The following is a 21,901-nucleotide window of genomic DNA, read 5'->3' on the forward strand; positions in this document are numbered from 1 at the left end:
GGTAAGTATGGTTCAAGAAATTGCACAAGAAATCATTCATTCAGCTCGGAAAAAAGGAGCGCAAGATATTTATTTTGTTCCTAAGTTAGACGCTTATGAGCTTCATATGAGAATAGGAGACGAGCGCTGTAAAATCGGTTGTTATGATTTTGAAAAGTTTGCGGCCGTCATCAGTCACTTTAAGTTTGTAGCTGGTATGAATGTTGGAGAAAAGCGACGTAGTCAACTTGGTTCCTGTGATTATGCATATGACGATAAGATGGCGTCACTACGTTTATCTACCGTAGGCGATTATCGAGGACATGAGAGTTTGGTGATCCGTTTGTTGCACGATGAGGAGCAGGATTTGCATTTTTGGTTTCAGGATATTGAAGAACTGGGTAAGCAGTACAGGCAACGTGGTCTCTATCTCTTTGCTGGTCCAGTCGGAAGTGGCAAGACAACCCTGATGCATGAATTGTCCAAGTCTCTCTTTAAAGGACAGCAAGTCATGTCCATCGAAGATCCTGTCGAAATCAAGCAGGACGACATGCTCCAGTTGCAATTGAACGAAGCAATCGGACTGACCTATGAAAATCTAATCAAACTTTCCTTGCGTCATCGACCAGATCTCTTGATTATCGGAGAAATTCGGGACAGCGAGACGGCGCGTGCAGTGGTCAGAGCCAGTTTGACAGGGGCGACAGTCTTTTCAACCATTCACGCCAAGAGTATTCGAGGTGTTTATGAACGTTTACTGGAGTTGGGTGTGAGTGAGGAGGAATTGGCAGTCGTTCTGCAGGGAGTCTGCTACCAGAGATTAATCGGGGGAGGAGGAATCGTTGACTTTGCAAACAAAGACTATCAAGAACACCAGCCAACTAGCTGGAATGAACAGATTGACCAGCTTCTTAAAGATGGACATATCACAAGTCTTCAGGCTGAAACGGAAAAAATTAGCTACAGCTAAGCAAAAAAATATCATCACCCTGTTTAATAATCTCTTTTCCAGCGGTTTTCATCTGGTGGAGACCATCTCCTTTTTAGATAGGAGTGCTTTGTTGGACAAGCAGTGTGTGACCCAGATGCGTACAGGCTTGTCTCAGGGAAAATCATTCTCAGAAATGATGGAAAGTTTGGGTTTTTCAAGTGCCATTGTCACTCAGTTATCCCTAGCTGAAGTCCATGGAAATCTCCACCTGAGTTTGGGAAAGATAGAAGAGTATCTAGACAATCTAGCCAAAGTCAAGAAAAAATTAATTGAAGTAGCGACCTATCCTTTGATTTTGCTGGGTTTTCTTCTCTTAATCATGCTGGGACTACGGAACTATCTACTACCACAACTGGATAGTAGCAATATTGCCACCCAAATCATTGGCAATCTGCCACAAATCTTTCTAGGCATGGTAGGGTTTGTTTCCATACTTGCCCTTTTAGCACTCACTTTTTATAAAAGAAGTTCTAAGATGCGCGTCTTTTCTATCCTAGCACGCCTTCCCTTTTTTGGAATTTTTGTGCAGACTTATTTGACAGCCTATTATGCGCGTGAATGGGGGAATATGATTTCGCAGGGAATGGAGCTGACGCAGATTTTTCAGATGATGCAGGAACAAGGTTCTCAGCTCTTTAAAGAAATCGGTCAAGACCTAGCTCAATCCCTACAAAGTGGCCGCGAATTTTCTCAAACCATAGCAACCTATCCTTTCTTTAAGAAGGAGTTGAGCCTCATCATCGAGTATGGGGAAGTCAAGTCCAAGCTGGGTAGTGAGTTGGAAATCTATGCTGAAAAAACTTGGGAAACCTTTTTTACCCGAGTCAACCGCACCATGAATCTGGTGCAGCCACTGGTCTTTATCTTTGTGGCACTGATTATCGTTTTACTTTATGCGGCAATGCTGATGCCCATGTATCAAAATATGGAGGTAAATTTTTAACATGAAAAAAATGATAACATTCTTGAAAAAAGCTAAGGTTAAAGCTTTCACACTTGTGGAGATGTTGGTGGTCTTGCTCATCATCAGTGTGCTTCTCTTACTCTTTGTACCTAATCTGACCAAGCAAAAAGAAGCAGTCAACGATAAAGGAAAAGCTGCTGTTGTTAAGGTGGTGGAAAGCCAGGCAGAGCTTTATAGCTTAGATAAAAATGAAGATGCTAGCTTAAGTAAGTTACAAGCAGATGGGCGAATCACAGAAGAGCAAGCTAAAGCTTATAAAGAATACCATGCTAAACAAAATACCAGTCAAACCGTTGCAGATTAAGGCATTTACCATGTTTGAAAGTCTATTGGTTTTGGGACTGGTGAGTATCCTTGCCTTGGGCTTATCTGGCTCTGTCCAGTCCACTTTTGCGGCGGTAGAGGAGCAGATTTTCTTTATGGAGTTTGAAGAACTCTATCGGGAAACCCAAAAACGCAGTGTAGCTAGTCAGCAAAAGACTAGTCTAAACTTAGATGGGCAGACGATTAGCAATGGCAGTCAAAAGTTGACAGTTCCTAAAGGAATTCAGGCGCCATCAGGACAAAGTATCACATTTGACCGTGCTGGGGGCAATTCGTCCCTGGCTAAGGTTGAATTTCAGACAAGTAAAGGAGCGATTCGCTATCAATTATATCTAGGAAATGGAAAAATTAAACGCATTAAGGAAACAAAAAATTAGGGCAGTGATTTTACTGGAAGCAGTGGTTGCTTTAGCTATCTTTGCCAGCATTGCGACCCTCCTTTTGGGACAAATTCAGAAAAATAGGCAAGAAGAAGCAAAAATCTTGCAAAAGGAAGAAGTCTTAAGGGTAGCTAAGATGGCTCTGCAGACAGGTCAAAATCATGTAAGCATCAACGGAGTTGAGATTCAGGTATTTTCTAGTGAAAAGGGATTGGAGGTCTACCATGGTTCAGAACAGTTGTTGGCTATCAAAGAGCCATAAGGTCAAGGCTTTCACCTTGTTGGAATCCCTGATTGCCCTCATTGTCATCAGTGGAAGTTTACTCCTATTTCAGGCCATGAGTCAGCTCCTCATTTCAGAAGTTCGTTACCAGCAGCAAAGCGAGCAAAAAGAGTGGATCTTGTTTGTGGATCAGTTGGAGGCGGAATTAAATCGTTCGCAATTCGAAAAAGTGGAGGGCAATCGCTTATACATGAAGCAAGATGGCAAGGACATCGCCATCGGTAAGTCAAAGTCAGACGATTTTCGGAAAACCGATGCCAGTGGACGGGGTTATCAACCTATGGTTTATGGCCTCAAATCCGCTCAGATTACAGAGGACAATCAACTGGTGCGTTTTCGTTTCCAGTTTCAAAAAGGCTTAGAAAGAGAGTTTATCTATCGTGTGGAAAAAGAAAAAAGTTAAGGCAGGTGTTCTCCTCTATGCAGTCACCATGGCAGCCATCTTTAGTCTTTTGTTACAATTTTACTTGAACCGACAAGTTGCCCACTATCAAGACTATGCTTTGAATAAAGAAAAATTGGTTGCTTTTGCCATGGCTAAACGAACCAAGGATAAAGCCGAGCAAGAAAGTGGGGAGCAGATCTTTAATCTAGGTCAGGTGAGTTATCGAAATAAGAAAACAAGCTTAGTGACGACGGTTCGTACGCCTAAGAGCCAATATGAGTTCCTGTTTCCTTCAGTCAAAATCAAAGAAGAGAAAACAGAGAAAAAGGAAGAGGTAGCGACTGATTCAAGTAATCAAGCAGAGAAGAAAAAATCAGAAGAGAAATCTGAAAAGAAAGAGAATTCCTAGCCAATCAAGCTACTTTGTGCTAAACTAAAGATATGAAACATGATTTTAACCACAAAGCAGAAACTTTCGATTCCCCTAAAAACATCTTCCTTGCAAACTTGGTGTGTCAAGCAGTCGAGAAACAGATTGATCTTCTATCAGACAAAGAAATTTTGGATTTCGGTGGAGGAACGGGTCTGTTAACCTTGCCTCTGGCAAAACAAGCCAAGTTCGTCACTCTTGTAGATATTTCGGAGAAAATGCTGGAGCAAGCTCGTTTGAAAGCGGAGCAGCAAGACATCAAGAATATCCAGTTTTTGGAGCAAGATTTACTGGAAAAACCCTTGGAGAAAGAGTTTGATCTCATTGTTGTTTGTCGGGTTCTTCATCATATGCCTGATTTGGATGCGGCTCTCTCACTGTTTCATCAACATCTGAGAGAAAATGGAGAACTTTTACTTGCTGATTTTACCAAGACAGAAGCTAGCCATCATGGATTTGAATTGGTTGAACTGGAAAACAAGCTAGCCCAGTTTGGTTTTTCATCTGTGCATAGTCAGATTCTCTATAGCGCTGAAGACCTGTTTCAAGGAAATTACTCAGAACTCTTTTTAACAGTAGCCCAAAAATCACTCGCCTAGTCAGGGAGTGCTTTTTCTATAAGGATGGAAAAAAGAAGGGAAATTTGATAAGATAGGAATATGGATTTTGAAAAAATTGAACAAGCTTATACCTATTTACTAGAGAATGTCCAAGTCATTCAAAGTGATTTGGCGACCAACTTTTATGACGCCCTGGTGGAGCAAAACAGCATCTATCTGGATGGAGAAACTGAGCTAGAGCAGGTCAAAGAGAACAATCAGGCCCTTAAACGTTTAGCGCTACGCAAAGAAGAATGGCTCAAGACCTACCAGTTTCTCTTGATGAAGGCTGGGCAAACAGAACCCCTACAGGCTAATCACCAGTTTACACCGGATGCTATTGCCTTACTTTTGGTGTTTATTGTGGAAGAGTTGTTTAAAGAGGAGGAAATCACTATTCTCGAAATGGGTTCTGGCATGGGAATTTTGGGCGCTACTTTCTTGACCTCGCTTGATAAAAAGGTGGATTACTTGGGAATGGAAGTGGATGATTTGCTGATTGATTTGGCAGCTAGCATGGCAGATGTAATTGGTTTACAGGCTGGCTTTGTCCAAGGGGATGCCGTTCGTCCACAGATGCTCAAAGAAAGCGACGTGGTCATCAGCGACTTGCCTGTCGGCTATTATCCTGATGATGCCGTTGCGTTGCGTCATCAAGTTGCTTCTAGCCAAGAACATACTTACGCCCATCACTTGCTCATGGAACAAGGACTTAAGTATCTCAAGTCAGATGGATACGCTATTTTTCTCGCTCCGAGTGATTTGTTGACCAGCCCTCAAAGTGATTTGTTGAAAGGGTGGTTGAAAGAGGAAGCGAGTCTGGTTGCGATGATCAGTCTGCCTGAAAATCTCTTTGCTAATGCTAAACAATCAAAGACGATTTTTATCTTACAGAAGAAAAGTGAAACAGCAGTAGATCCTTTTGTTTATCCACTTGCTAGCTTGCAAGATGCAGGTGTTTTAATGAAATTTAAAGAAAATTTTCAAAAATGGACTCAAGGTACTGAAATATAAAATAGATTTTGTTATAATAGATGAAAACGCTTAAAAAGGGGTATCATGTTATGACAAAAACAATTGCAATCAATGCGGGAAGTTCAAGTTTGAAATGGCAACTTTATCAAATGCCAGAGGAAAAAGTTCTTGCTAAAGGTTTAATTGAACGGATTGGTTTGAAAGATTCTATTTCAACTGTAAAATTTGACGGCCGTTCTGAACAACAAATTTTGGATATCGAAAATCACACACAAGCTGTTAAAATCTTATTGGATGACTTGATTCGTTTCGATATTATCAAGGCTTATGATGAGATTACAGGTGTTGGACACCGTGTTGTTGCAGGTGGAGAATATTTTAAAGAATCAACAGTCGTTGAGGGAGATGTTTTAGAAAAAGTTGAAGAGTTGAGCTTGTTAGCTCCTCTCCACAATCCAGCCAATGCAGCAGGTGTTCGTGCCTTCAAGGAATTGTTGCCAGACATTACCAGTGTAGTTGTTTTTGATACTTCATTCCACACAACTATGCCAGAGAAAGCTTATCGCTATCCTCTACCAACAAAATATTACACAGAAAACAAGGTTCGTAAATATGGTGCCCACGGTACAAGTCACCAGTTTGTAGCAGGAGAAGCAGCAAAACTCTTGGGCCGTCCATTAGAAGACTTGAAATTGATTACTTGCCACATCGGTAATGGTGCTTCTATTACAGCTGTTAAGGGTGGTCAATCTGTCGATACTTCAATGGGATTCACTCCACTTGGTGGTGTGATGATGGGAACTCGTACAGGGGATATTGACCCAGCTATCATTCCTTACTTAATGCAATATACAGAGGACTTTAACACGCCTGAAGACATTAGTCGCGTCCTTAATCGTGAATCAGGACTGATGGGGGTTTCAGGTAAATCTAGTGATATGCGTGATGTGATTGCTGCTATGGAAGAAGGGGATCATGATGCCACTTTAGCCTATGAAATGTATGTTGATCGTATCCAAAAACATATCGGTCAATACCTTGCAGTCTTAAATGGAGCAGATGCTATTATCTTCACAGCAGGTATTGGTGAAAATGCTGCAAATGTGCGTGAAGATGTCATTTCAGGTATCTCTTGGTTTGGCTGTGATGTTGATCCAGAAAAGAACGTCTTTGGTGTGACAGGAGATATCTCAACAGAGGCAGCGAAGATCCGTGTATTGGTTATTCCAACAGATGAAGAGCTAGTTATTGCCCGTGACGTTGAACGCTTGAAAAAATAAGTAAAACTAGTAAAAATATTCCGTACAAGGAGTTGGGAAAGTGATTTTTCCAGCTTCTTTTTCTGATGAAATTGTGCAAAACCTTGCTATGATTGGCTTTTTTGAAAAATATGGTATAATAGTAGTAATTTAATAGATGGAGTTGAGTTTTGAAGAAAAACTTTCGTGTAAAAAGAGAGAAAGATTTTAAGGCGATTTTCAAGGAGGGGACAAGTTTTGCTAATCGTAAATTTGTTGTCTACCAACTAGAAAACCAGAAAAACCATTTTCGAGTAGGTCTATCAGTTAGCAAAAAACTGGGGAATGCTGTCACTAGAAATCAAATTAAGCGACGGATTCGGCATATTATCCAGAATGCCAAAGGGAGTCTGGTAGAAGATGTCGACTTTGTTGTCATTGCTCGAAAAGGAGTCGAAACCTTGGGATACGCAGAGATGGAGAAAAATCTACTCCACGTATTAAAATTATCAAAGATTTACCAGGAAGGAAATGGGAGTGAAAAAGAAACTACAGTTGACTAGTTTGCTAGGACTGTCCCTATTTATCATGACAGCCTGTGCGACTAATGGGACAACTAGCGATATTACAGCCAATTCGGCTGATTTTTGGAGTAAATTTGTTTACTTCTTTGCGGAAATCATTCGCTTTTTATCGTTTGATATCAGTATCGGAGTGGGGATTATTCTCTTTACGGTCTTGATTCGTACAGTCCTCTTGCCAGTCTTTCAAGTGCAAATGGTGGCTTCTAGAAAAATGCAAGAAGCTCAACCACGCATTAAGGCGCTTCGAGAACAATATCCAGGTCGAGATATGGAAAGCAAAACCAAGCTAGAGCAAGAAATGCGTAAAGTCTTTAAAGAAATGGGTGTCAGACAGTCAGATTCTCTTTGGCCGATTTTGATTCAGATGCCGGTTATTTTGGCCTTGTTCCAAGCTCTATCAAGAGTTGACTTTTTGAAGACAGGTCATTTCTTATGGATTAACCTTGGTGGTGTGGATACAACCCTTGTTCTTCCGATTTTAGCAGCAGTATTCACCTTTTTAAGTACTTGGTTGTCCAACAAAGCCTTGTCTGAGCGTAATGGGGCTACGACTGCGATGATGTATGGGATTCCAGTCTTGATTTTTATCTTTGCAGTTTATGCGCCAGGTGGAGTCGCCCTATACTGGACAGTGTCCAATGCTTATCAAGTCTTGCAAACCTATTTCTTGAACAATCCATTCAAGATTATCGCAGAGCGCGAGGCCGTAGTACAGGCACAGAAAGATTTGGAAAATAGAAAAAGAAAAGCCAAGAAAAAGGCTCAGAAAACGAAATAATAAGGAGGAATCTGGTAATGGTAGTATTTACAGGTTCAACTGTTGAAGAAGCAATCCAGAAAGGATTGAAAGAATTAGATATTCCAAGGAAGAAGGCTCATATCAAAGTCATTTCTCGTGAGAAAAAAGGCTTTCTTGGCTTATTTGGTAAAAAACCAGCCCAAGTGGATATCGATGCTATTAGTGAAACGACAGTTGTAAAAGCAAACCAACAAGCTGTAAAGGGAGTTCCAAAACAAATCAATGATTTGAATGAGCCTGTTAAAACAGTCAGTGAAGCAACTGTTGATTTGGGTCATGTTGTAGAGGCGATTAAAAAGATTGAAGAGGAAGGTCAAGGTATTTCTGATGAAGTCAAGGCTGAAATCTTAAAACATGAAAGACATGCCAGCACTATCTTAGAAGAAACTGGTCACATTGAGATCTTAAATGAACTTCAAATCGAGGAAGCGATGAGGGAAGAAGCGGGCGCTGATGACCTTGAAACTGAGCAAGACCAAACTGAAAATCAAGACTTGACAGAGATGGGCTTGAAAGTTGAACCGAGCTTTGATATTGCCCAGGTGGCTACGGATGTGACTGCCTATGTTCAAGCGATTGTGGATGACATGGATGTTGAAGCCACACTTTCAAATGATTATAACCGTCGTAGTATCAATTTGCAAATTGATACTAACGAACCAGGTCGTATTATCGGCTACCATGGTAAAGTCTTGAAGGCCTTGCAACTGTTGGCTCAAAATTATCTTTATAACCGCTATTCAAGAACCTTCTATATTACAATCAATGTCAATGATTATGTTGAACACCGTGCAGAAGTCTTGCAGACCTATGCTCAAAAATTGGCGACTCGTGTTTTAGAAGAAGGCCGCAGTCATCAAACAGATCCAATGTCAAATAGCGAACGTAAGATTATCCATCGTATTATTTCACGTATGGATGGCGTGACTAGTTACTCTGAAGGTGACGAGCCAAATCGCTATGTCGTTGTAGATACAGAATAAGTAAAATCAGGTTTATCCTGATTTTTTGCTAGCTAGAGGAGATTAAACTGATGTTGAATAAGATAAGAGATTATTTAGACTTTGCAGGGATCCAGTACCGTAATCCAGATAAAGCTGGAGCAGAGCGAGAGAAAATGCTGGCATTTCGCCACAAAGGTCAAGAGGCACGAAAGGCTTTTACAGAACTGGCTAAAGTATTTCAAACCAGTCATCCAGAATGGCAACTCCAACAGACTAGTCAGTGGATGAACCAAGCGCAGCGTTTGCGGCCACATTTCTGGGTCTATCTACAGAGAGACGGACAAGTAACAGAACCTATGTTGGCTCTTCGTTTGTACGGGACATCTACTGATTTTGGTATTTCCTTAGAGGTCAGTTTCATTGAGCGCAAGAAAGATGAGCAAACTCTAGGTAAGCAGGCCAAAGTTTTAGAAATTCCAACCGTTGAAGGGATTTATTATCTAGTCTACTCTGATGGTCAAAGTCAAAGATGGGATGCGAACGAAGAAAATCGTCAGATTTTAAGAAATAAACTATCTAATCAGGAAATTCGAAAAGTTTTAGTTAAGGCAGATGTTTCTATCATAGAAAATCAATCATTAGAAGTGATTTTAGAAAAATTAGAAAATGCTTATGAACGCTTACTTCCCTATTATCAGGCGACTAGAGGATAGCAAATAGAATACTTATTTACGTCGAATTGTTTAATTGCTATTCTATGTATTTTTTCATATAATAGTAAAATAGAATGTGTGATTCAATAATCACCTCAAATAGAAAGGAAATTCTATGTCAAATCTATCTGTTAATGCAATTCGTTTCCTAGGTATTGACGCCATTAATAAAGCCAACTCAGGTCACCCAGGTGTGGTTATGGGAGCAGCTCCGATGGCTTACAGCCTCTTTACAAAACAACTTCGTATCAATCCAGCTCAACCAAACTGGATCAACCGTGACCGCTTTATTCTTTCAGCAGGACATGGTTCAATGCTTCTTTATGCCCTTCTTCACCTTTCTGGTTTTGAAGATGTCAGCATGGATGAGATTAAGAACTTCCGTCAATGGGGTTCAAAAACACCTGGTCACCCAGAATTTGGCCATACAGCAGGAATTGATGCTACAACAGGTCCTCTAGGGCAAGGGATTTCAACTGCTACTGGTTTTGCCCAAGCAGAACGTTTTTTGGCAGCTAAATATAACCGCGAAGGCTACAATATCTTTGACCACTATACTTACGTTATTTGTGGAGACGGAGATTTGATGGAAGGTGTCTCAAGTGAGGCAGCTTCATACGCAGGCTTGCAAAAACTAGACAAGTTGGTTGTTCTTTATGATTCAAATGACATCAACTTGGATGGTGAGACAAAGGATTCCTTTACAGAAAGTGTTCGTGACCGTTACAATGCCTATGGTTGGCATACAGCCTTGGTTGAAGATGGAACAGACTTGGAAGCCATCCATGCTGCTATCGAAACAGCTAAAGCTTCAGGTAAACCATCTTTGATTGAAGTGAAGACTGTCATTGGATACGGTTCTCCAAACAAACAAGGAACGAATGCTGTACACGGTGCTCCTCTTGGAGCAGATGAAACTGCAGCAACTCGTCAAGCCCTTGGTTGGGACTACGAACCATTTGAAATCCCAGAACAAGTATATGCTGATTTCAAAGAACATGTTGCAGACCGTGGTGCATCAGCTTATCAAACTTGGACAAAGCTAGTTGCTGATTATAAAGAAGCTCACCCAGAATTGGCTGCAGAAGTCGAAGCTATCATTGATGGACGCGATCCAGTTAAAGTGACTCCAGCAGACTTCCCAACCTTAGAAAACGGCTTTTCTCAAGCAACTCGTAACTCGAGTCAGGATGCTTTGAACGTTGTGGCAGCTAAGTTGCCAACTTTCTTGGGTGGATCAGCTGACCTAGCTCACTCAAACATGACTTATATCAAGACTGACGGACTTCAAGACGATACCAATCGCTTGAACCGTAACATTCAGTTTGGTGTCCGCGAATTTGCAATGGGAACGATCTTGAACGGGATGGCTCTTCATGGTGGACTTCGTGTATACGGTGGAACTTTCTTCGTCTTCTCTGACTATGTGAAGGCAGCTGTCCGCTTGTCAGCCTTGCAAGGACTTCCTGTGACTTATGTCTTTACCCACGATTCTATTGCGGTTGGGGAAGATGGCCCAACGCACGAACCAGTTGAGCACTTAGCAGGTCTTCGTGCTATGCCAAATCTAAATGTTTTCCGTCCAGCAGATGCGCGTGAAACGCAAGCAGCTTGGTATCTTGCAGTGACAAGTGAGAAAACACCAACTGCCCTTGTTTTGACACGTCAGAACTTGACTGTTGAAGAGGGAACAGACTTCGACAAGGTTGCTAAAGGTGCTTATGTTGTCTATGAAAATGCAGCAGACTTTGATACAATCTTGATTGCGACAGGTTCAGAGGTCAATCTAGCTGTCTCAGCAGCCAAAGAATTGGCTAGTCAAGGCGGAAAAGTCCGCGTAGTTAGTATGCCATCGACAGATGTCTTTGATAAACAAGATGCAGCTTACAAAGAAGAAATTCTACCAAATGCAGTTCGCCGTCGTGTTGCAGTTGAAATGGGTGCAAGTCAAAACTGGTACAAATATGTTGGACTAGATGGTGCCGTTCTTGGTATTGATACCTTCGGAGCCTCTGCCCCAGCACCAAAAGTATTGGCAGAATATGGCTTTACTGTAGAAAATCTTGTAAAAGTTGTTCAAAACTTGAAATAATCCTAGAAATCAGGGCGCAAGCTCTGATTTTTCTTACTAGAAAAGCAAGGTACAATCTTGTAAAAGTAGCTGAAATTTGATATAGTAGTCCTATGTAAAAGACAAAGGAGAAACTAATGAATCCAAATTATACATTTTTAATCATACTAGTCCTTATGATGGGTTTGATGTTCTTTACGCAACGTTCTCAAAAGAAACAAGCACAAAAACGTATGGAAAGTTTGAATAAACTACAAAAAGGCTATGAAGTGATTACAATCGGTGGACTTTATGGAACAGTCGATGAAGTAGATACTGAGAAGGGAACAATTGTTCTTGATGTAGATGGAGTTTACTTGACTTTTGAACTAGCTGCTATCAAGACTGTATTACCGCTGAAAGAAACAGCTTCATTAGAAGGTGCAATCGAAAAATAAGACGGGATCACGAACTCCCGTTTTTCTATAAAAGAAAGGAAATGGGATGAAAAAACTAGTCTTTGTCTGCCTGGGAAATATTTGCCGCAGTCCTATGGCTGAGTTTGTGATGAAATCGATGACAGATAACTACGAAATCCAAAGTCGAGCAACTTCCTCTTGGGAACATGGCAATCCAATTCATAAGGGGACTCAGGGAATTTTTCAAGAGTATGAGATTCCTTATGACAAAGGCAAAACATCGCTTCAGATTAGCAAGGAAGATTTTGAAGCCTTTGATTATATTATCGGCATGGATGCTTCAAATGTTTCTGACTTACGTCAGATGTGTCCAGCAGACTGTCAAGATAAGATTTACTCATTCGCATCTGAAAGTGTTCCAGATCCTTGGTATACAGGAGATTTTGAGGAAACCTATCGACGTGTTCAAGAGGGCTGTCAAGCTTGGTTAGAACGTTTAGAAAAGGAGAGTGAAGGTGGAAAATCTTAAGAATGTTTACGAAAAGTATCGTGTCTATCTGACTCGTCCACGTTTCGAGCTTTTAGCAGTAGTTGCCATTGTTTTTTGTGCTGTACTCGTCTTTTTTCTAAATATTCCCGGAAAAGGTGTTCTAAAACTCGATAATGGAACGATTGTTTACGACGGCAGTCTTGTCCGTGGTAAAATGAATGGTCAAGGTACCATTACCTTCCAAAATGGAGACCAATATACTGGTGGTTTCAACAATGGAGCCTTCAACGGAAAAGGTACCTTTCAATCTAAAGAAGGCTGGACCTACGAAGGTGATTTTGTGAACGGTCAGGCTGAAGGAAAAGGAAAACTAACAACAGAACAAGAAGTTGTTTATGAAGGGACTTTTAAACAAGGCGTTTTTCAACAAAAATAAAGCCTCCTTATCAAAGGAGGTATTGTTAGAATCTTTAAGTAAGCGCTTACCTGCAAACTCCTTTCTTTCCAAGCTCCTCTTCCAAGCAAGTTTGTGAAATAAAAAATATTTGAAATAAATTTCACAAACTTCAAAGATAAAACCTGATAAGAAAAGAAAATGAAATAAATTTCACAAGGAACTAAAAATTCTTTGTGAAATGTTTATGAAACTGTTTACAAAGTTGAAATAATGCGTTATAATAAACTTGTGAATAAATTAACAAAGGATATCAATCCTTGAAAGCTATGGAGGAAAATATGGCTGATAAAAAAACTGTGACACCAGAGGAAAAGAAACTCGCTGCTGAAAAGCATGTCGATGGATTGGTGCAAAAAGCTCTAGTTGCTCTTGAAGAAATGCGTAAGTTGGATCAAGAGCAGGTTGACTACATCGTAGCTAAAGCGTCAGTAGCAGCTTTGGATGCCCATGGAGAATTGGCTTTACATGCCTTTGAAGAAACAGGACGTGGTGTATTTGAAGATAAAGCAACGAAGAACTTGTTTGCTTGTGAACACGTAGTAAACAACATGCGCCACACTAAGACAGTTGGCGTTATCGAAGAAGACGATGTGACAGGTTTGACTCTTATAGCTGAACCAGTTGGTGTTGTTTGTGGTATCACTCCTACAACAAACCCAACATCAACAGCAATCTTCAAATCATTGATTTCATTGAAGACACGTAATCCAATCGTATTTGCCTTCCACCCATCAGCTCAAGAATCATCAGCTCACGCAGCTCAAATCGTTCGTGATGCTGCGATTAAAGCAGGAGCGCCTGAAAACTGTGTACAGTGGATTACTGAACCATCTATGGAAGCAACTAGTGCGCTTATGAACCACGAAGGTATTGCTACAATCCTTGCAACAGGTGGTAATGCCATGGTTAAAGCTGCATACTCATGTGGTAAACCAGCTCTTGGAGTAGGTGCCGGAAACGTTCCAGCTTATGTTGAAAAATCAGCAAACATCCGTCAAGCAGCACACGATATCGTCATGTCTAAATCATTTGATAACGGTATGGTCTGTGCCTCAGAGCAAGCGGTTATCATTGATAAAGAAATTTACGATGAATTTGTAGCAGAGTTCAAATCTTACCACACTTACTTTGTAAACAAAAAAGAAAAAGCTCTTCTTGAAGAATTCTGTTTCGGCGTGAAAGCAAACAGCAAAAACTGTGCTGGTGCGAAATTGAACGCTGATATCGTGGGTAAACCAGCAACTTGGATTGCAGAACAAGCAGGATTTACAGTTCCAGAAGGAACAAACATTCTTGCTGCAGAATGTAAAGAAGTTGGTGAAAATGAGCCATTGACTCGTGAAAAATTGTCACCAGTTATCGCAGTTTTGAAATCTGAAAGCCGTGAAGATGGTATTACTAAGGCTCGTCAAATGGTTGAATTTAACGGTCTTGGACACTCAGCAGCTATCCACACAGCTGACGAAGAATTGACTAAAGAATTTGGTAAAGCTGTTAAAGCTATTCGTGTTATCTGTAACTCACCTTCTACTTTCGGTGGTATCGGGGACGTTTACAATGCCTTCTTGCCATCATTGACACTTGGATGTGGTTCTTACGGACGCAACTCAGTTGGGGATAACGTTAGTGCCATTAACCTCTTGAATATCAAAAAAGTCGGAAGACGGAGAAATAACATGCAATGGATGAAACTTCCTTCAAAAACATACTTTGAACGTGATTCAATTCAATACCTTCAAAAATGTCGTGACGTTGAGCGTGTCATGATCGTTACTGACCACGCTATGGTAGAGCTTGGCTTCCTTGATCGTATCATTGAACAACTTGACCTTCGTCGCAATAAGGTGGTTTACCAAATCTTTGCTGATGTAGAACCAGATCCAGATATCACTACAGTTGAACGTGGTACTGAAATCATGCGTGCCTTCAAACCAGATACAATCATCGCTCTTGGTGGTGGATCTCCAATGGATGCTGCTAAAGTAATGTGGCTCTTCTACGAACAACCAGAAGTGGACTTCCGTGACCTTGTCCAAAAATTCATGGATATCCGTAAACGCGCCTTCAAATTCCCATTGCTTGGTAAGAAGACTAAATTCATCGCAATCCCAACAACATCTGGTACAGGATCTGAAGTAACACCATTTGCCGTTATCTCTGATAAAGCAAACAACCGTAAATACCCAATCGCTGACTACTCATTGACACCAACTGTGGCAATCGTAGACCCTGCTTTGGTATTGACAGTTCCAGGATTTGTAGCTGCGGATACTGGTATGGACGTATTGACTCACGCGACTGAAGCTTACGTATCACAAATGGCTAGCGACTACACTGATGGTCTTGCACTTCAAGCCATCAAACTTGTATTCGAAAACCTTGAAAGCTCAGTTAAGAATGCAGACTTCCACTCACGTGAGAAAATGCATAACGCTTCAACAATCGCTGGTATGGCCTTTGCCAATGCCTTCCTAGGTATTTCTCACTCAATGGCCCATAAGATTGGTGCGCAATTCCACACAATCCACGGTCGTACTAATGCTATCTTGCTTCCATACGTCATCCGCTACAACGGTACACGTCCAGCTAAGACAGCAACATGGCCTAAGTACAACTACTACCGTGCAGATGAAAAATATCAAGATATCGCACGCATGCTTGGACTTCCAGCTTCTACTCCAGAAGAAGGTGTGGAATCTTATGCAAAAGCTGTCTACGAACTTGGTGAGCGCGTAGGTATCCAAATGAACTTCAAAGCACAAGGAATCGATGAAAAAGAATGGAAAGAACATTCACGTGAATTAGCCTTCCTTGCTTACGAAGACCAATGTTCACCAGCTAACCCACGCCTTCCAATGGTTGACCATATGCAAGAAATCATCGAAGATTCTTACTATGGCTACAAAGAAAGACCAGGACGTCGTAAATAATTGTTATCAGCCTAGAGGCAGGAATTTCCTGTCTCTTTTTTGTAAAATTGGAAGATTGAAAATAATTTTTAGCTTTTCTATTTTCACTTTTCATTTTAAAAGGAAACCGGTAAATGACTAGGTAGACAAAGAAAGACAGTAGTATAGGCTTTCAAAGGAGAAAGAAAAATAAGTGGAGTATAGACAAAAAACAACGCCCGTACTTGCAATTCAACTCAAATAGTTATATAATAGGTTTGTTGAAAGGTGATTTGTAGTGATTCAAGTTACTCTTTTCACAATAAAAATTTCATGATTTTCATAAGGAGGAAATCACTAATGGTAGTTAAAGTTGGTATTAACGGTTTCGGACGTATCGGTCGTCTTGCTTTCCGTCGTATCCAAAACGTAGAAGGTGTTGAAGTTACACGCATCAACGACCTTACAGACCCAGTTATGCTTGCACACTTGTTGAAATACGACACAACTCAAGGTCGTTTCGACGGTACTGTTGAAGTTAAAGAAGGTGGATTCGAAGTTAACGGTAAATTCGTTAAAGTTTCTGCTGAACGTGATCCAGAACAAATCGACTGGGCTACTGACGGTGTAGAAATCGTTCTTGAAGCTACTGGTTTCTTTGCTAAGAAAGAAGCAGCTGAAAAACACCTTAAAGGTGGAGCTAAAAAAGTTGTTATCACTGCTCCTGGTGGAAACGACGTTAAAACAGTTGTATTCAACACTAACCACGACGTTCTTGACGGTACTGAAACAGTTATCTCAGGTGCTTCATGTACTACAAACTGCTTGGCTCCAATGGCTAAAGCTCTTCAAGACAACTTTGGTGTTGTTGAAGGATTGATGACTACTATCCACGCTTACACTGGTGACCAAATGATCCTTGACGGACCACACCGTGGTGGTGACCTTCGCCGTGCTCGCGCTGGTGCTGCAAACATCGTTCCTAACTCAACTGGTGCTGCAAAAGCTATCGGTCTTGTAATCCCAGAATTGAACGGTAAACTTGACGGATCTGCACAACGCGTTCCAACTCCAACTGGATCAGTTACTGAATTGGTAGCAGTTCTTGAAAAGAACGTTACTGTTGATGAAGTGAACGCAGCTATGAAAGCAGCTTCAAACGAATCATACGGTTACACAGAAGATCCAATCGTATCTTCAGATATCGTAGGTATGTCTTACGGTTCATTGTTTGACGCAACTCAAACTAAAGTTCTTGACGTTGACGGTAAACAATTGGTTAAAGTTGTATCATGGTACGACAACGAAATGTCATACACTGCACAACTTGTTCGTACTCTTGAATACTTCGCAAAAATCGCTAAATAATTCATGAGTCGATAAAAAGCAAGACCTCTTGGTCTTGCTTTTCTTATATGGAAAAAATGGATGACACAACAATCATCCATTCTTTTTTAATTCTTTTTCAAAAGTATCTGAAAGGGTAGTGAAGCTTAATTTCTCTAAAGTAAGCGGATGGGTAAAGGATAGTCGAAAGGCATGAAGCATAAGACGACTTGTCTTTGATTTACTATTATAGAGAGGATCACCCAGGATAGGAAGATTATGATGAGAAAGGTGCACACGAATCTGATGGGTTCGACCTGTCTTTAGTTTGCAACGAACCAAGGAGGTCTTGTTTGGGAATTGCTTTAATCTGCTTACATGTGTTTCAGCAGATTGCCCATTTTTTGTATCAACTACTCGTTTTCTGCGATCATGACGATCACGTCCAATTTTGTCTTTGAAGATAAGTTCTTTCTGGTTGGTATTTCCGTTAACTAGTGCCCAATATTCTCTAGAAATCTCTTTTTTCTCCAATAAGCGGTTGAGAATGGGTAGGATAAAAGGATTTTTGGCAAAGAGGACTAAGCCACTGGTTTCCATGTCCAGACGATGGACAACATAACAGGTTTGGCCAATGTAGGCACTGACATGGTTAAGAAGAGCAATTTCGTTTGGTTGGTTACCGTGGGTTTTCATCCCCTCGGGTTTGTTGACAATAATCAAGTGTTGGTCTTGATAAACTTCCTGAACTAAGTCTGGGTTTCCCCAAGGAATTTCTTTTTTGGGATAATCTTCCTTGTCAAAAGTCAATTGGCAAACATCGCCAGGTTTCACCACCTCGTTCCAATGAACTTCTCGCTGATTAATCAAAATATGTTTCTTGGTTCTCAAAAAATGCCGGATTTTTCTAGGGATGAGGAGTTGCTCTTCTAGTAATTGCTTCACCGTCATTTGAGGTAAAGAGGCTGGTAATGTAAATTTGAATTGCATACAGATATTGTAACAAAAAAAGCCTTATTTGGATAGGAAATAGCTAAATTCTTGTCTTCCTATGATGAAGATGATAAAATAAACGCATGAAATTAGATAAATTATTTGAGAAATTTCTTTCTCTTTTTAAAAAAGAAACAAGTGAATCGGAGGATTCTGGTTCTACTAGCTTGCGCCGTTCTCGCAGTGATAGGAAAAAATTAGCCCAAGTAGGTCCAATTCGAAAATTCTGGCGCCGCTATCATCTAACGAAAATCGTTGTTATACTAGGTTTGAGTGCAGGCTTGCTAGTCGGAACCTATTTGTTTGCTGTAGCCAAATCAACCAATGTCAATGATTTGCAAAATGCCTTGAAAACTCGAACCCTCATTTTTGACCGTGAAGAAAAAGAGGCAGGTGCCTTGTCTGGTCAAAAGGGAACCTACGTTGAACTGACTGACATCAGTAAAAATTTGCAAAATGCTGTTATTGCGACAGAAGACCGTTCTTTCTATAAAAATGACGGGATTAACTATGGTCGTTTCTTCTTGGCTATTGTCACTGCTGGTCGTTCAGGTGGTGGTTCTACTATTACCCAACAGCTGGCTAAAAACGCCTATCTATCGCAGGATCAAACAGTTGAGAGAAAAGCGAAAGAATTTTTCCTAGCTTTAGAATTAACAAAAAAATATAGCAAGGATCAGATTCTAACTATGTACCTAAACAACGCCTATTTTGGAAATGGTGTGTGGGGTGTCGAAGACGCGAGTAAGAAATACTTTGGAGTTTCTGCATCAGAAGTGAGTTTGGATCAAGCTGCGACTCTGGCAGGTATGCTCAAAGGGCCGGAATTGTATAATCCTTTGAATTCTGTAGAAGATTCTACTAATCGTCGCGATACTGTTTTGCAAAATATGGTTGCAGCGGGTTATATTGATAAAAGCCAAGAAACCGAAGCTACGGGAGTTGATATGACTTCGCAATTGCACGATAAGTATGAAGGAAAAATTTCAGATTACCGCTATCCTTCTTACTTTGATGCGGTGGTTAACGAAGCCGTTTCTAAGTATAATCTAACAGAGGAAGAAATCGTAAATAATGGCTACCGCATTTACACAGAGCTGGACCAAAACTATCAAGCAAATATGCAGGTTGTCTATGAAAATAAAGCTCTATTTCCGAGGGCAGAGGATGGAACATTTGCTCAATCAGGAAGTGTCGCTCTCGAACCGAAAACAGGGGGAGTTCGTGGAGTTGTCGGTCAAGTTGCTGACAATGATAAAACTGGATTCCGTAATTTCAACTATGCAACTCAATCAAAACGTAGTCCTGGTTCTACAATTAAGCCTTTAGTTGTTTATACGCCAGCAGTTGAAGCAGGCTGGGCTTTGAATAAGCAGTTGGATAACCATACCATGCAGTACGATAGCTATAAGGTTGATAACTATGCAGGAATCAAAACGAGTCGAGAAGTTCCTATGTATCAAGCCTTGGCAGAATCGCTTAATCTACCTGCTGTTGCCACTGTTAATGATTTGGGCGTTGACAAGGCTTTTGAAGCAGGCGAAAAATTCGGACTCAACATGGAAAAGGTCGATCGTGTTCTTGGCGTCGCCTTGGGAAGCGGTGTTGAAACCAACCCTCTTCAAATGGCTCAAGCATATGCTGCTTTTGCAAATGAAGGGTTAATGCCGGAAGCTCATTTTATTAGTAGAATTGAAAATGCTAGTGGACAAGTTATTGCAAGCCATAAAAATTCACAAAAACGGGTGATTGATAAGTCTGTAGCTGACAAGATGACCAGTATGATGTTGGGTACATTCACCAACGGAACGGGAATTAGTTCATCGCCTGCAGACTATGTCATGGCAGGGAAAACTGGTACAACCGAAGCAGTTTTCAATCCAGAATACACAAGTGACCAGTGGGTAATTGGTTATACTCCAGATGTAGTGATTAGTCACTGGCTTGGTTTTCCGACCACTGATGAAAATCACTATCTAGCAGGATCTACTTCAAACGGTGCAGCTCATGTCTTCAGAAATATTGCAAATACCATTTTACCTTATACCCCAGGAAGTACCTTTACAGTTGAAAATGCATATAAGAAAAATGGAATCGCACCAGCTAACACAAAAAGACAAGTACAAACCAATGATAATAGCCAGACAGATGATAATTTGTCTGATATTCGAGGACGTGCGCAAAGTCTAGTAGATGAGGCTAGTCGGGCTATCTCGGATGCCAAGATTAAAGAAAAGGCTCAAACAATCTGGGATTCGGTAGTCAATCTATTCCGCTAAGATGCTTGTCAAAGTCTAGCTTTCTTGTTATAATAGATAAGATGGAGGCGTTATGGCACTAAAAAAAGCAAGCCTAGCTTGTGCGGTTTGTGGTTCGAGAAACTATTCAATCAAGATCAGTGGAAACCCCAAGCCTACACGACTAGAAGTAAATAAATTTTGTAAGCATTGTGGCAAGTACACTACACACAGAGAAACGAGATAGGAGAGAGCGATGCGTTTTATTGGAGATATTTTTAGACTTCTTAAAGACACAACATGGCCAACTCGCAAGGAAAGCTGGAGAGATTTTCGTTCTATCATGGAATACACAGCTTTCTTTGTAGTAATTATTTACATTTTTGACCAGTTGATTGTTTCAGGTTTGATTCGATTTATTAACATTTTTTAGAAGGTTAGTGGAGTTAATTACACTAAAAATCTTCTATTTATGAAAGGAAATATCATGGATAGTTTTGATAAAGGGTGGTTTGTTTTACAAACTTATTCTGGTTATGAAAATAAGGTAAAAGAAAATCTATTACAACGTGCACAAACCTACAATATGTTGGATAATATTCTACGCGTTGAAATCCCAACACAAACAGTGCAAGTTGAAAAAAATGGAAAGAGAAAAGAAGTAGAAGAAAATCGCTTTCCAGGTTATGTTCTTGTAGAAATGGTCATGACAGATGAAGCTTGGTTTGTTGTTCGAAATACACCAAACGTTACAGGATTCGTCGGATCTCACGGGAACAGATCAAAACCAACTCCATTATTGGAACAAGAAATTCGTGACATTTTGGTATCTATGGGACAAACTGTTCAAGAATTTGATTTCGATGTTGAAGTTGGTCAAACTGTACGTATTATTGATGGTGCTTTTGCAGACTATACTGGTAAGATTACAGAGATTGATAACAATAAAGTGAAAATGATTATCTCTATGTTTGGTAATGACACAGTAGCAGAAGTAAACCTAAACCAAATTGCAGAATTATAACCCCGAGAGAGGCCCGTCCTCTCTTTTTTGTGCATTTGAGACGGTGAAGAGAACAGAATGGAGAAAATGTCACAAACGATGTTTCGAATCTGTTAGACTGTATCTAGAAAGGGGAACGTTATGCTTAAAGAACCCTATGAAGAAGTAGGTGAGATTAGTCATCGTATAAGTGAGGGAGGTCTGTGGCTAGATGATTATTATCTCTTTTATGAAACATTACGGAGGTATAGAAAGGAACAAAGTAAAGAAAAACAAGAAGAGTTAGAACGTGTTTTAAGAAATGAACGTTTTCGAGGACGTCAAAGAGTATTAAGGGACTTACGTATTGTGTTTAAAGAGTTTGATATTGGGCTGAAATAGTCAAATTTAAAAAAGTCGAAAAAATTTAAAAAAATTTGAAAAAAATTGGAAAAAGTAGTTGACAAAAAA

Annotated in this window: 25 protein-coding genes and 1 pseudogene; 25 read left to right on the forward strand and 1 reads right to left on the reverse strand. The window is 40.4% G+C overall.

The annotated features are described in order from the left end of the window. The first annotated feature begins 7 nt into the window (after window positions 1–7). From comGA to gap, 20 genes are all read left to right on the forward strand, one after another. Window positions 8–949: a competence type IV pilus ATPase ComGA gene (gene comGA / locus HT731_RS08975; RefSeq protein ID WP_173278619.1), complete on the forward strand. Its 942-nt coding sequence runs from the start codon at window positions 8–10 to the stop codon at window positions 947–949. Then, the gene (comGB, locus tag HT731_RS08980; RefSeq protein WP_173278629.1) at window positions 897–1,913 is read left to right on the forward strand and encodes a competence type IV pilus assembly protein ComGB; all 1,017 of its coding nucleotides are present in this window, start codon (window positions 897–899) and stop codon (window positions 1,911–1,913) included. The genes comGA and comGB overlap by 53 nt, the downstream gene beginning before the upstream one ends. Before the next feature lies 1 nt (window position 1,914). Next, a complete protein-coding gene (gene comGC / locus HT731_RS08985; protein WP_173278621.1) occupies window positions 1,915–2,238 on the forward strand; it encodes a comG operon protein ComGC in 324 nt (107 codons plus the stop codon). Then, on the forward strand, window positions 2,201–2,635 hold the full coding sequence (comGD, locus tag HT731_RS08990; protein ID WP_173278623.1) for a competence type IV pilus minor pilin ComGD: 435 nt from the start codon (window positions 2,201–2,203) through the stop codon (window positions 2,633–2,635). The genes comGC and comGD overlap by 38 nt, the downstream gene beginning before the upstream one ends. Continuing rightward, window positions 2,598–2,900 (forward strand): competence type IV pilus minor pilin ComGE, encoded by a 303-nt coding sequence (comGE, locus tag HT731_RS08995; protein WP_188113899.1) that lies wholly within the window; start codon window positions 2,598–2,600, stop codon window positions 2,898–2,900. The genes comGD and comGE overlap by 38 nt, the downstream gene beginning before the upstream one ends. Further along, a complete protein-coding gene (comGF, locus tag HT731_RS09000; RefSeq protein WP_016398440.1) occupies window positions 2,863–3,324 on the forward strand; it encodes a competence type IV pilus minor pilin ComGF in 462 nt (153 codons plus the stop codon). The genes comGE and comGF overlap by 38 nt, the downstream gene beginning before the upstream one ends. After that, the gene (gene comGG, locus HT731_RS09005; RefSeq protein WP_173278625.1) at window positions 3,302–3,715 is read left to right on the forward strand and encodes a competence type IV pilus minor pilin ComGG; all 414 of its coding nucleotides are present in this window, start codon (window positions 3,302–3,304) and stop codon (window positions 3,713–3,715) included. The genes comGF and comGG overlap by 23 nt, the downstream gene beginning before the upstream one ends. A gap of 32 nt (window positions 3,716–3,747) precedes the next feature. After that, window positions 3,748–4,335: a class I SAM-dependent methyltransferase gene (locus HT731_RS09010; protein ID WP_061759614.1), complete on the forward strand. Its 588-nt coding sequence runs from the start codon at window positions 3,748–3,750 to the stop codon at window positions 4,333–4,335. A 60-nt stretch (window positions 4,336–4,395) separates the two neighbouring features. Beyond that, window positions 4,396–5,349: a class I SAM-dependent methyltransferase gene (locus tag HT731_RS09015; RefSeq protein WP_004257442.1), complete on the forward strand. Its 954-nt coding sequence runs from the start codon at window positions 4,396–4,398 to the stop codon at window positions 5,347–5,349. 50 nt (window positions 5,350–5,399) lie between these two features. After that, window positions 5,400–6,590 (forward strand): acetate kinase, encoded by a 1,191-nt coding sequence (locus HT731_RS09020; RefSeq protein ID WP_024056735.1) that lies wholly within the window; start codon window positions 5,400–5,402, stop codon window positions 6,588–6,590. A gap of 149 nt (window positions 6,591–6,739) precedes the next feature. Next, a complete protein-coding gene (rnpA, locus tag HT731_RS09025; protein ID WP_000739245.1) occupies window positions 6,740–7,111 on the forward strand; it encodes a ribonuclease P protein component in 372 nt (123 codons plus the stop codon). Beyond that, window positions 7,086–7,910 (forward strand): membrane protein insertase YidC, encoded by an 825-nt coding sequence (locus HT731_RS09030; protein WP_228343433.1) that lies wholly within the window; start codon window positions 7,086–7,088, stop codon window positions 7,908–7,910. Before rnpA ends, HT731_RS09030 begins: the two co-directional genes overlap by 26 nt. A gap of 17 nt (window positions 7,911–7,927) precedes the next feature. Next, on the forward strand, window positions 7,928–8,914 hold the full coding sequence (gene jag / locus HT731_RS09035; protein WP_061759616.1) for an RNA-binding cell elongation regulator Jag/EloR: 987 nt from the start codon (window positions 7,928–7,930) through the stop codon (window positions 8,912–8,914). A gap of 50 nt (window positions 8,915–8,964) precedes the next feature. Continuing rightward, window positions 8,965–9,588 carry a hypothetical protein gene (locus HT731_RS09040; RefSeq protein WP_061759617.1) on the forward strand — a complete coding sequence of 208 codons (624 nt, stop codon included), beginning with the start codon at window positions 8,965–8,967 and terminating at the stop codon, window positions 9,586–9,588. A 115-nt stretch (window positions 9,589–9,703) separates the two neighbouring features. Further along, window positions 9,704–11,680 (forward strand): transketolase, encoded by a 1,977-nt coding sequence (gene tkt / locus HT731_RS09045; protein ID WP_061759618.1) that lies wholly within the window; start codon window positions 9,704–9,706, stop codon window positions 11,678–11,680. A gap of 116 nt (window positions 11,681–11,796) precedes the next feature. Further along, window positions 11,797–12,096, forward strand: a complete 300-nt coding sequence (yajC, locus tag HT731_RS09050; RefSeq protein WP_061759619.1) for a preprotein translocase subunit YajC — start codon at window positions 11,797–11,799, stop codon at window positions 12,094–12,096. A gap of 46 nt (window positions 12,097–12,142) precedes the next feature. After that, a complete protein-coding gene (locus HT731_RS09055; RefSeq protein WP_061759620.1) occupies window positions 12,143–12,586 on the forward strand; it encodes a low molecular weight protein-tyrosine-phosphatase in 444 nt (147 codons plus the stop codon). Continuing rightward, window positions 12,573–12,983 (forward strand): MORN repeat-containing protein, encoded by a 411-nt coding sequence (locus HT731_RS09060; protein ID WP_061759621.1) that lies wholly within the window; start codon window positions 12,573–12,575, stop codon window positions 12,981–12,983. The genes HT731_RS09055 and HT731_RS09060 overlap by 14 nt, the downstream gene beginning before the upstream one ends. 299 nt (window positions 12,984–13,282) lie before the next feature. Continuing rightward, window positions 13,283–15,934, forward strand: a complete 2,652-nt coding sequence (adhE, locus tag HT731_RS09065) for a bifunctional acetaldehyde-CoA/alcohol dehydrogenase (protein ID WP_000763951.1) — start codon at window positions 13,283–13,285, stop codon at window positions 15,932–15,934. A 318-nt stretch (window positions 15,935–16,252) separates the two neighbouring features. Next, window positions 16,253–17,260, forward strand: coding sequence for a type I glyceraldehyde-3-phosphate dehydrogenase (gene gap, locus HT731_RS09070; protein ID WP_000260685.1), 1,008 nt, complete (start codon window positions 16,253–16,255; stop codon window positions 17,258–17,260). A 72-nt stretch (window positions 17,261–17,332) separates the two neighbouring features. Here the strand turns inward: gap and HT731_RS09075 are convergent, their stop codons facing one another. Further along, window positions 17,333–18,208, reverse strand: a complete 876-nt coding sequence (locus HT731_RS09075; RefSeq protein ID WP_079114901.1) for an RluA family pseudouridine synthase — start codon at window positions 18,206–18,208, stop codon at window positions 17,333–17,335. Window positions 18,209–18,294: 86 nt separating this feature from the next. Here HT731_RS09075 and pbp2a point away from each other — a divergent pair, with 86 nt between their 5' ends. The 5 genes and pseudogenes from pbp2a to HT731_RS09100 form a co-directional block, all read left to right on the forward strand. Beyond that, on the forward strand, window positions 18,295–20,490 hold the full coding sequence (pbp2a, locus tag HT731_RS09080; RefSeq protein WP_173278627.1) for a penicillin-binding protein PBP2A: 2,196 nt from the start codon (window positions 18,295–18,297) through the stop codon (window positions 20,488–20,490). Between the two features lie 52 nt (window positions 20,491–20,542). Beyond that, complete coding sequence (gene rpmG, locus HT731_RS09085) at window positions 20,543–20,695, forward strand: 50S ribosomal protein L33 (RefSeq protein ID WP_001809375.1); 153 nt, start codon at window positions 20,543–20,545, stop codon at window positions 20,693–20,695. Between the two features lie 9 nt (window positions 20,696–20,704). Next, window positions 20,705–20,881, forward strand: a complete 177-nt coding sequence (gene secE, locus HT731_RS09090) for a preprotein translocase subunit SecE (protein ID WP_001210991.1) — start codon at window positions 20,705–20,707, stop codon at window positions 20,879–20,881. A gap of 54 nt (window positions 20,882–20,935) precedes the next feature. Beyond that, complete coding sequence (nusG, locus tag HT731_RS09095) at window positions 20,936–21,472, forward strand: transcription termination/antitermination protein NusG (RefSeq protein ID WP_000376739.1); 537 nt, start codon at window positions 20,936–20,938, stop codon at window positions 21,470–21,472. Window positions 21,473–21,526: 54 nt separating this feature from the next. Continuing rightward, window positions 21,527–21,832 (forward strand): annotated as a pseudogene (locus HT731_RS09100) (hypothetical protein); the annotation flags it as partial. Window positions 21,833–21,901: the final 69 nt, after the last annotated feature.

Origin of the sequence: Streptococcus sp. k-163, from assembly GCF_013277555.1 — a bacterium.
In the GTDB taxonomy this organism is placed as follows: Bacteria; Bacillota; Bacilli; order Lactobacillales; family Streptococcaceae; genus Streptococcus.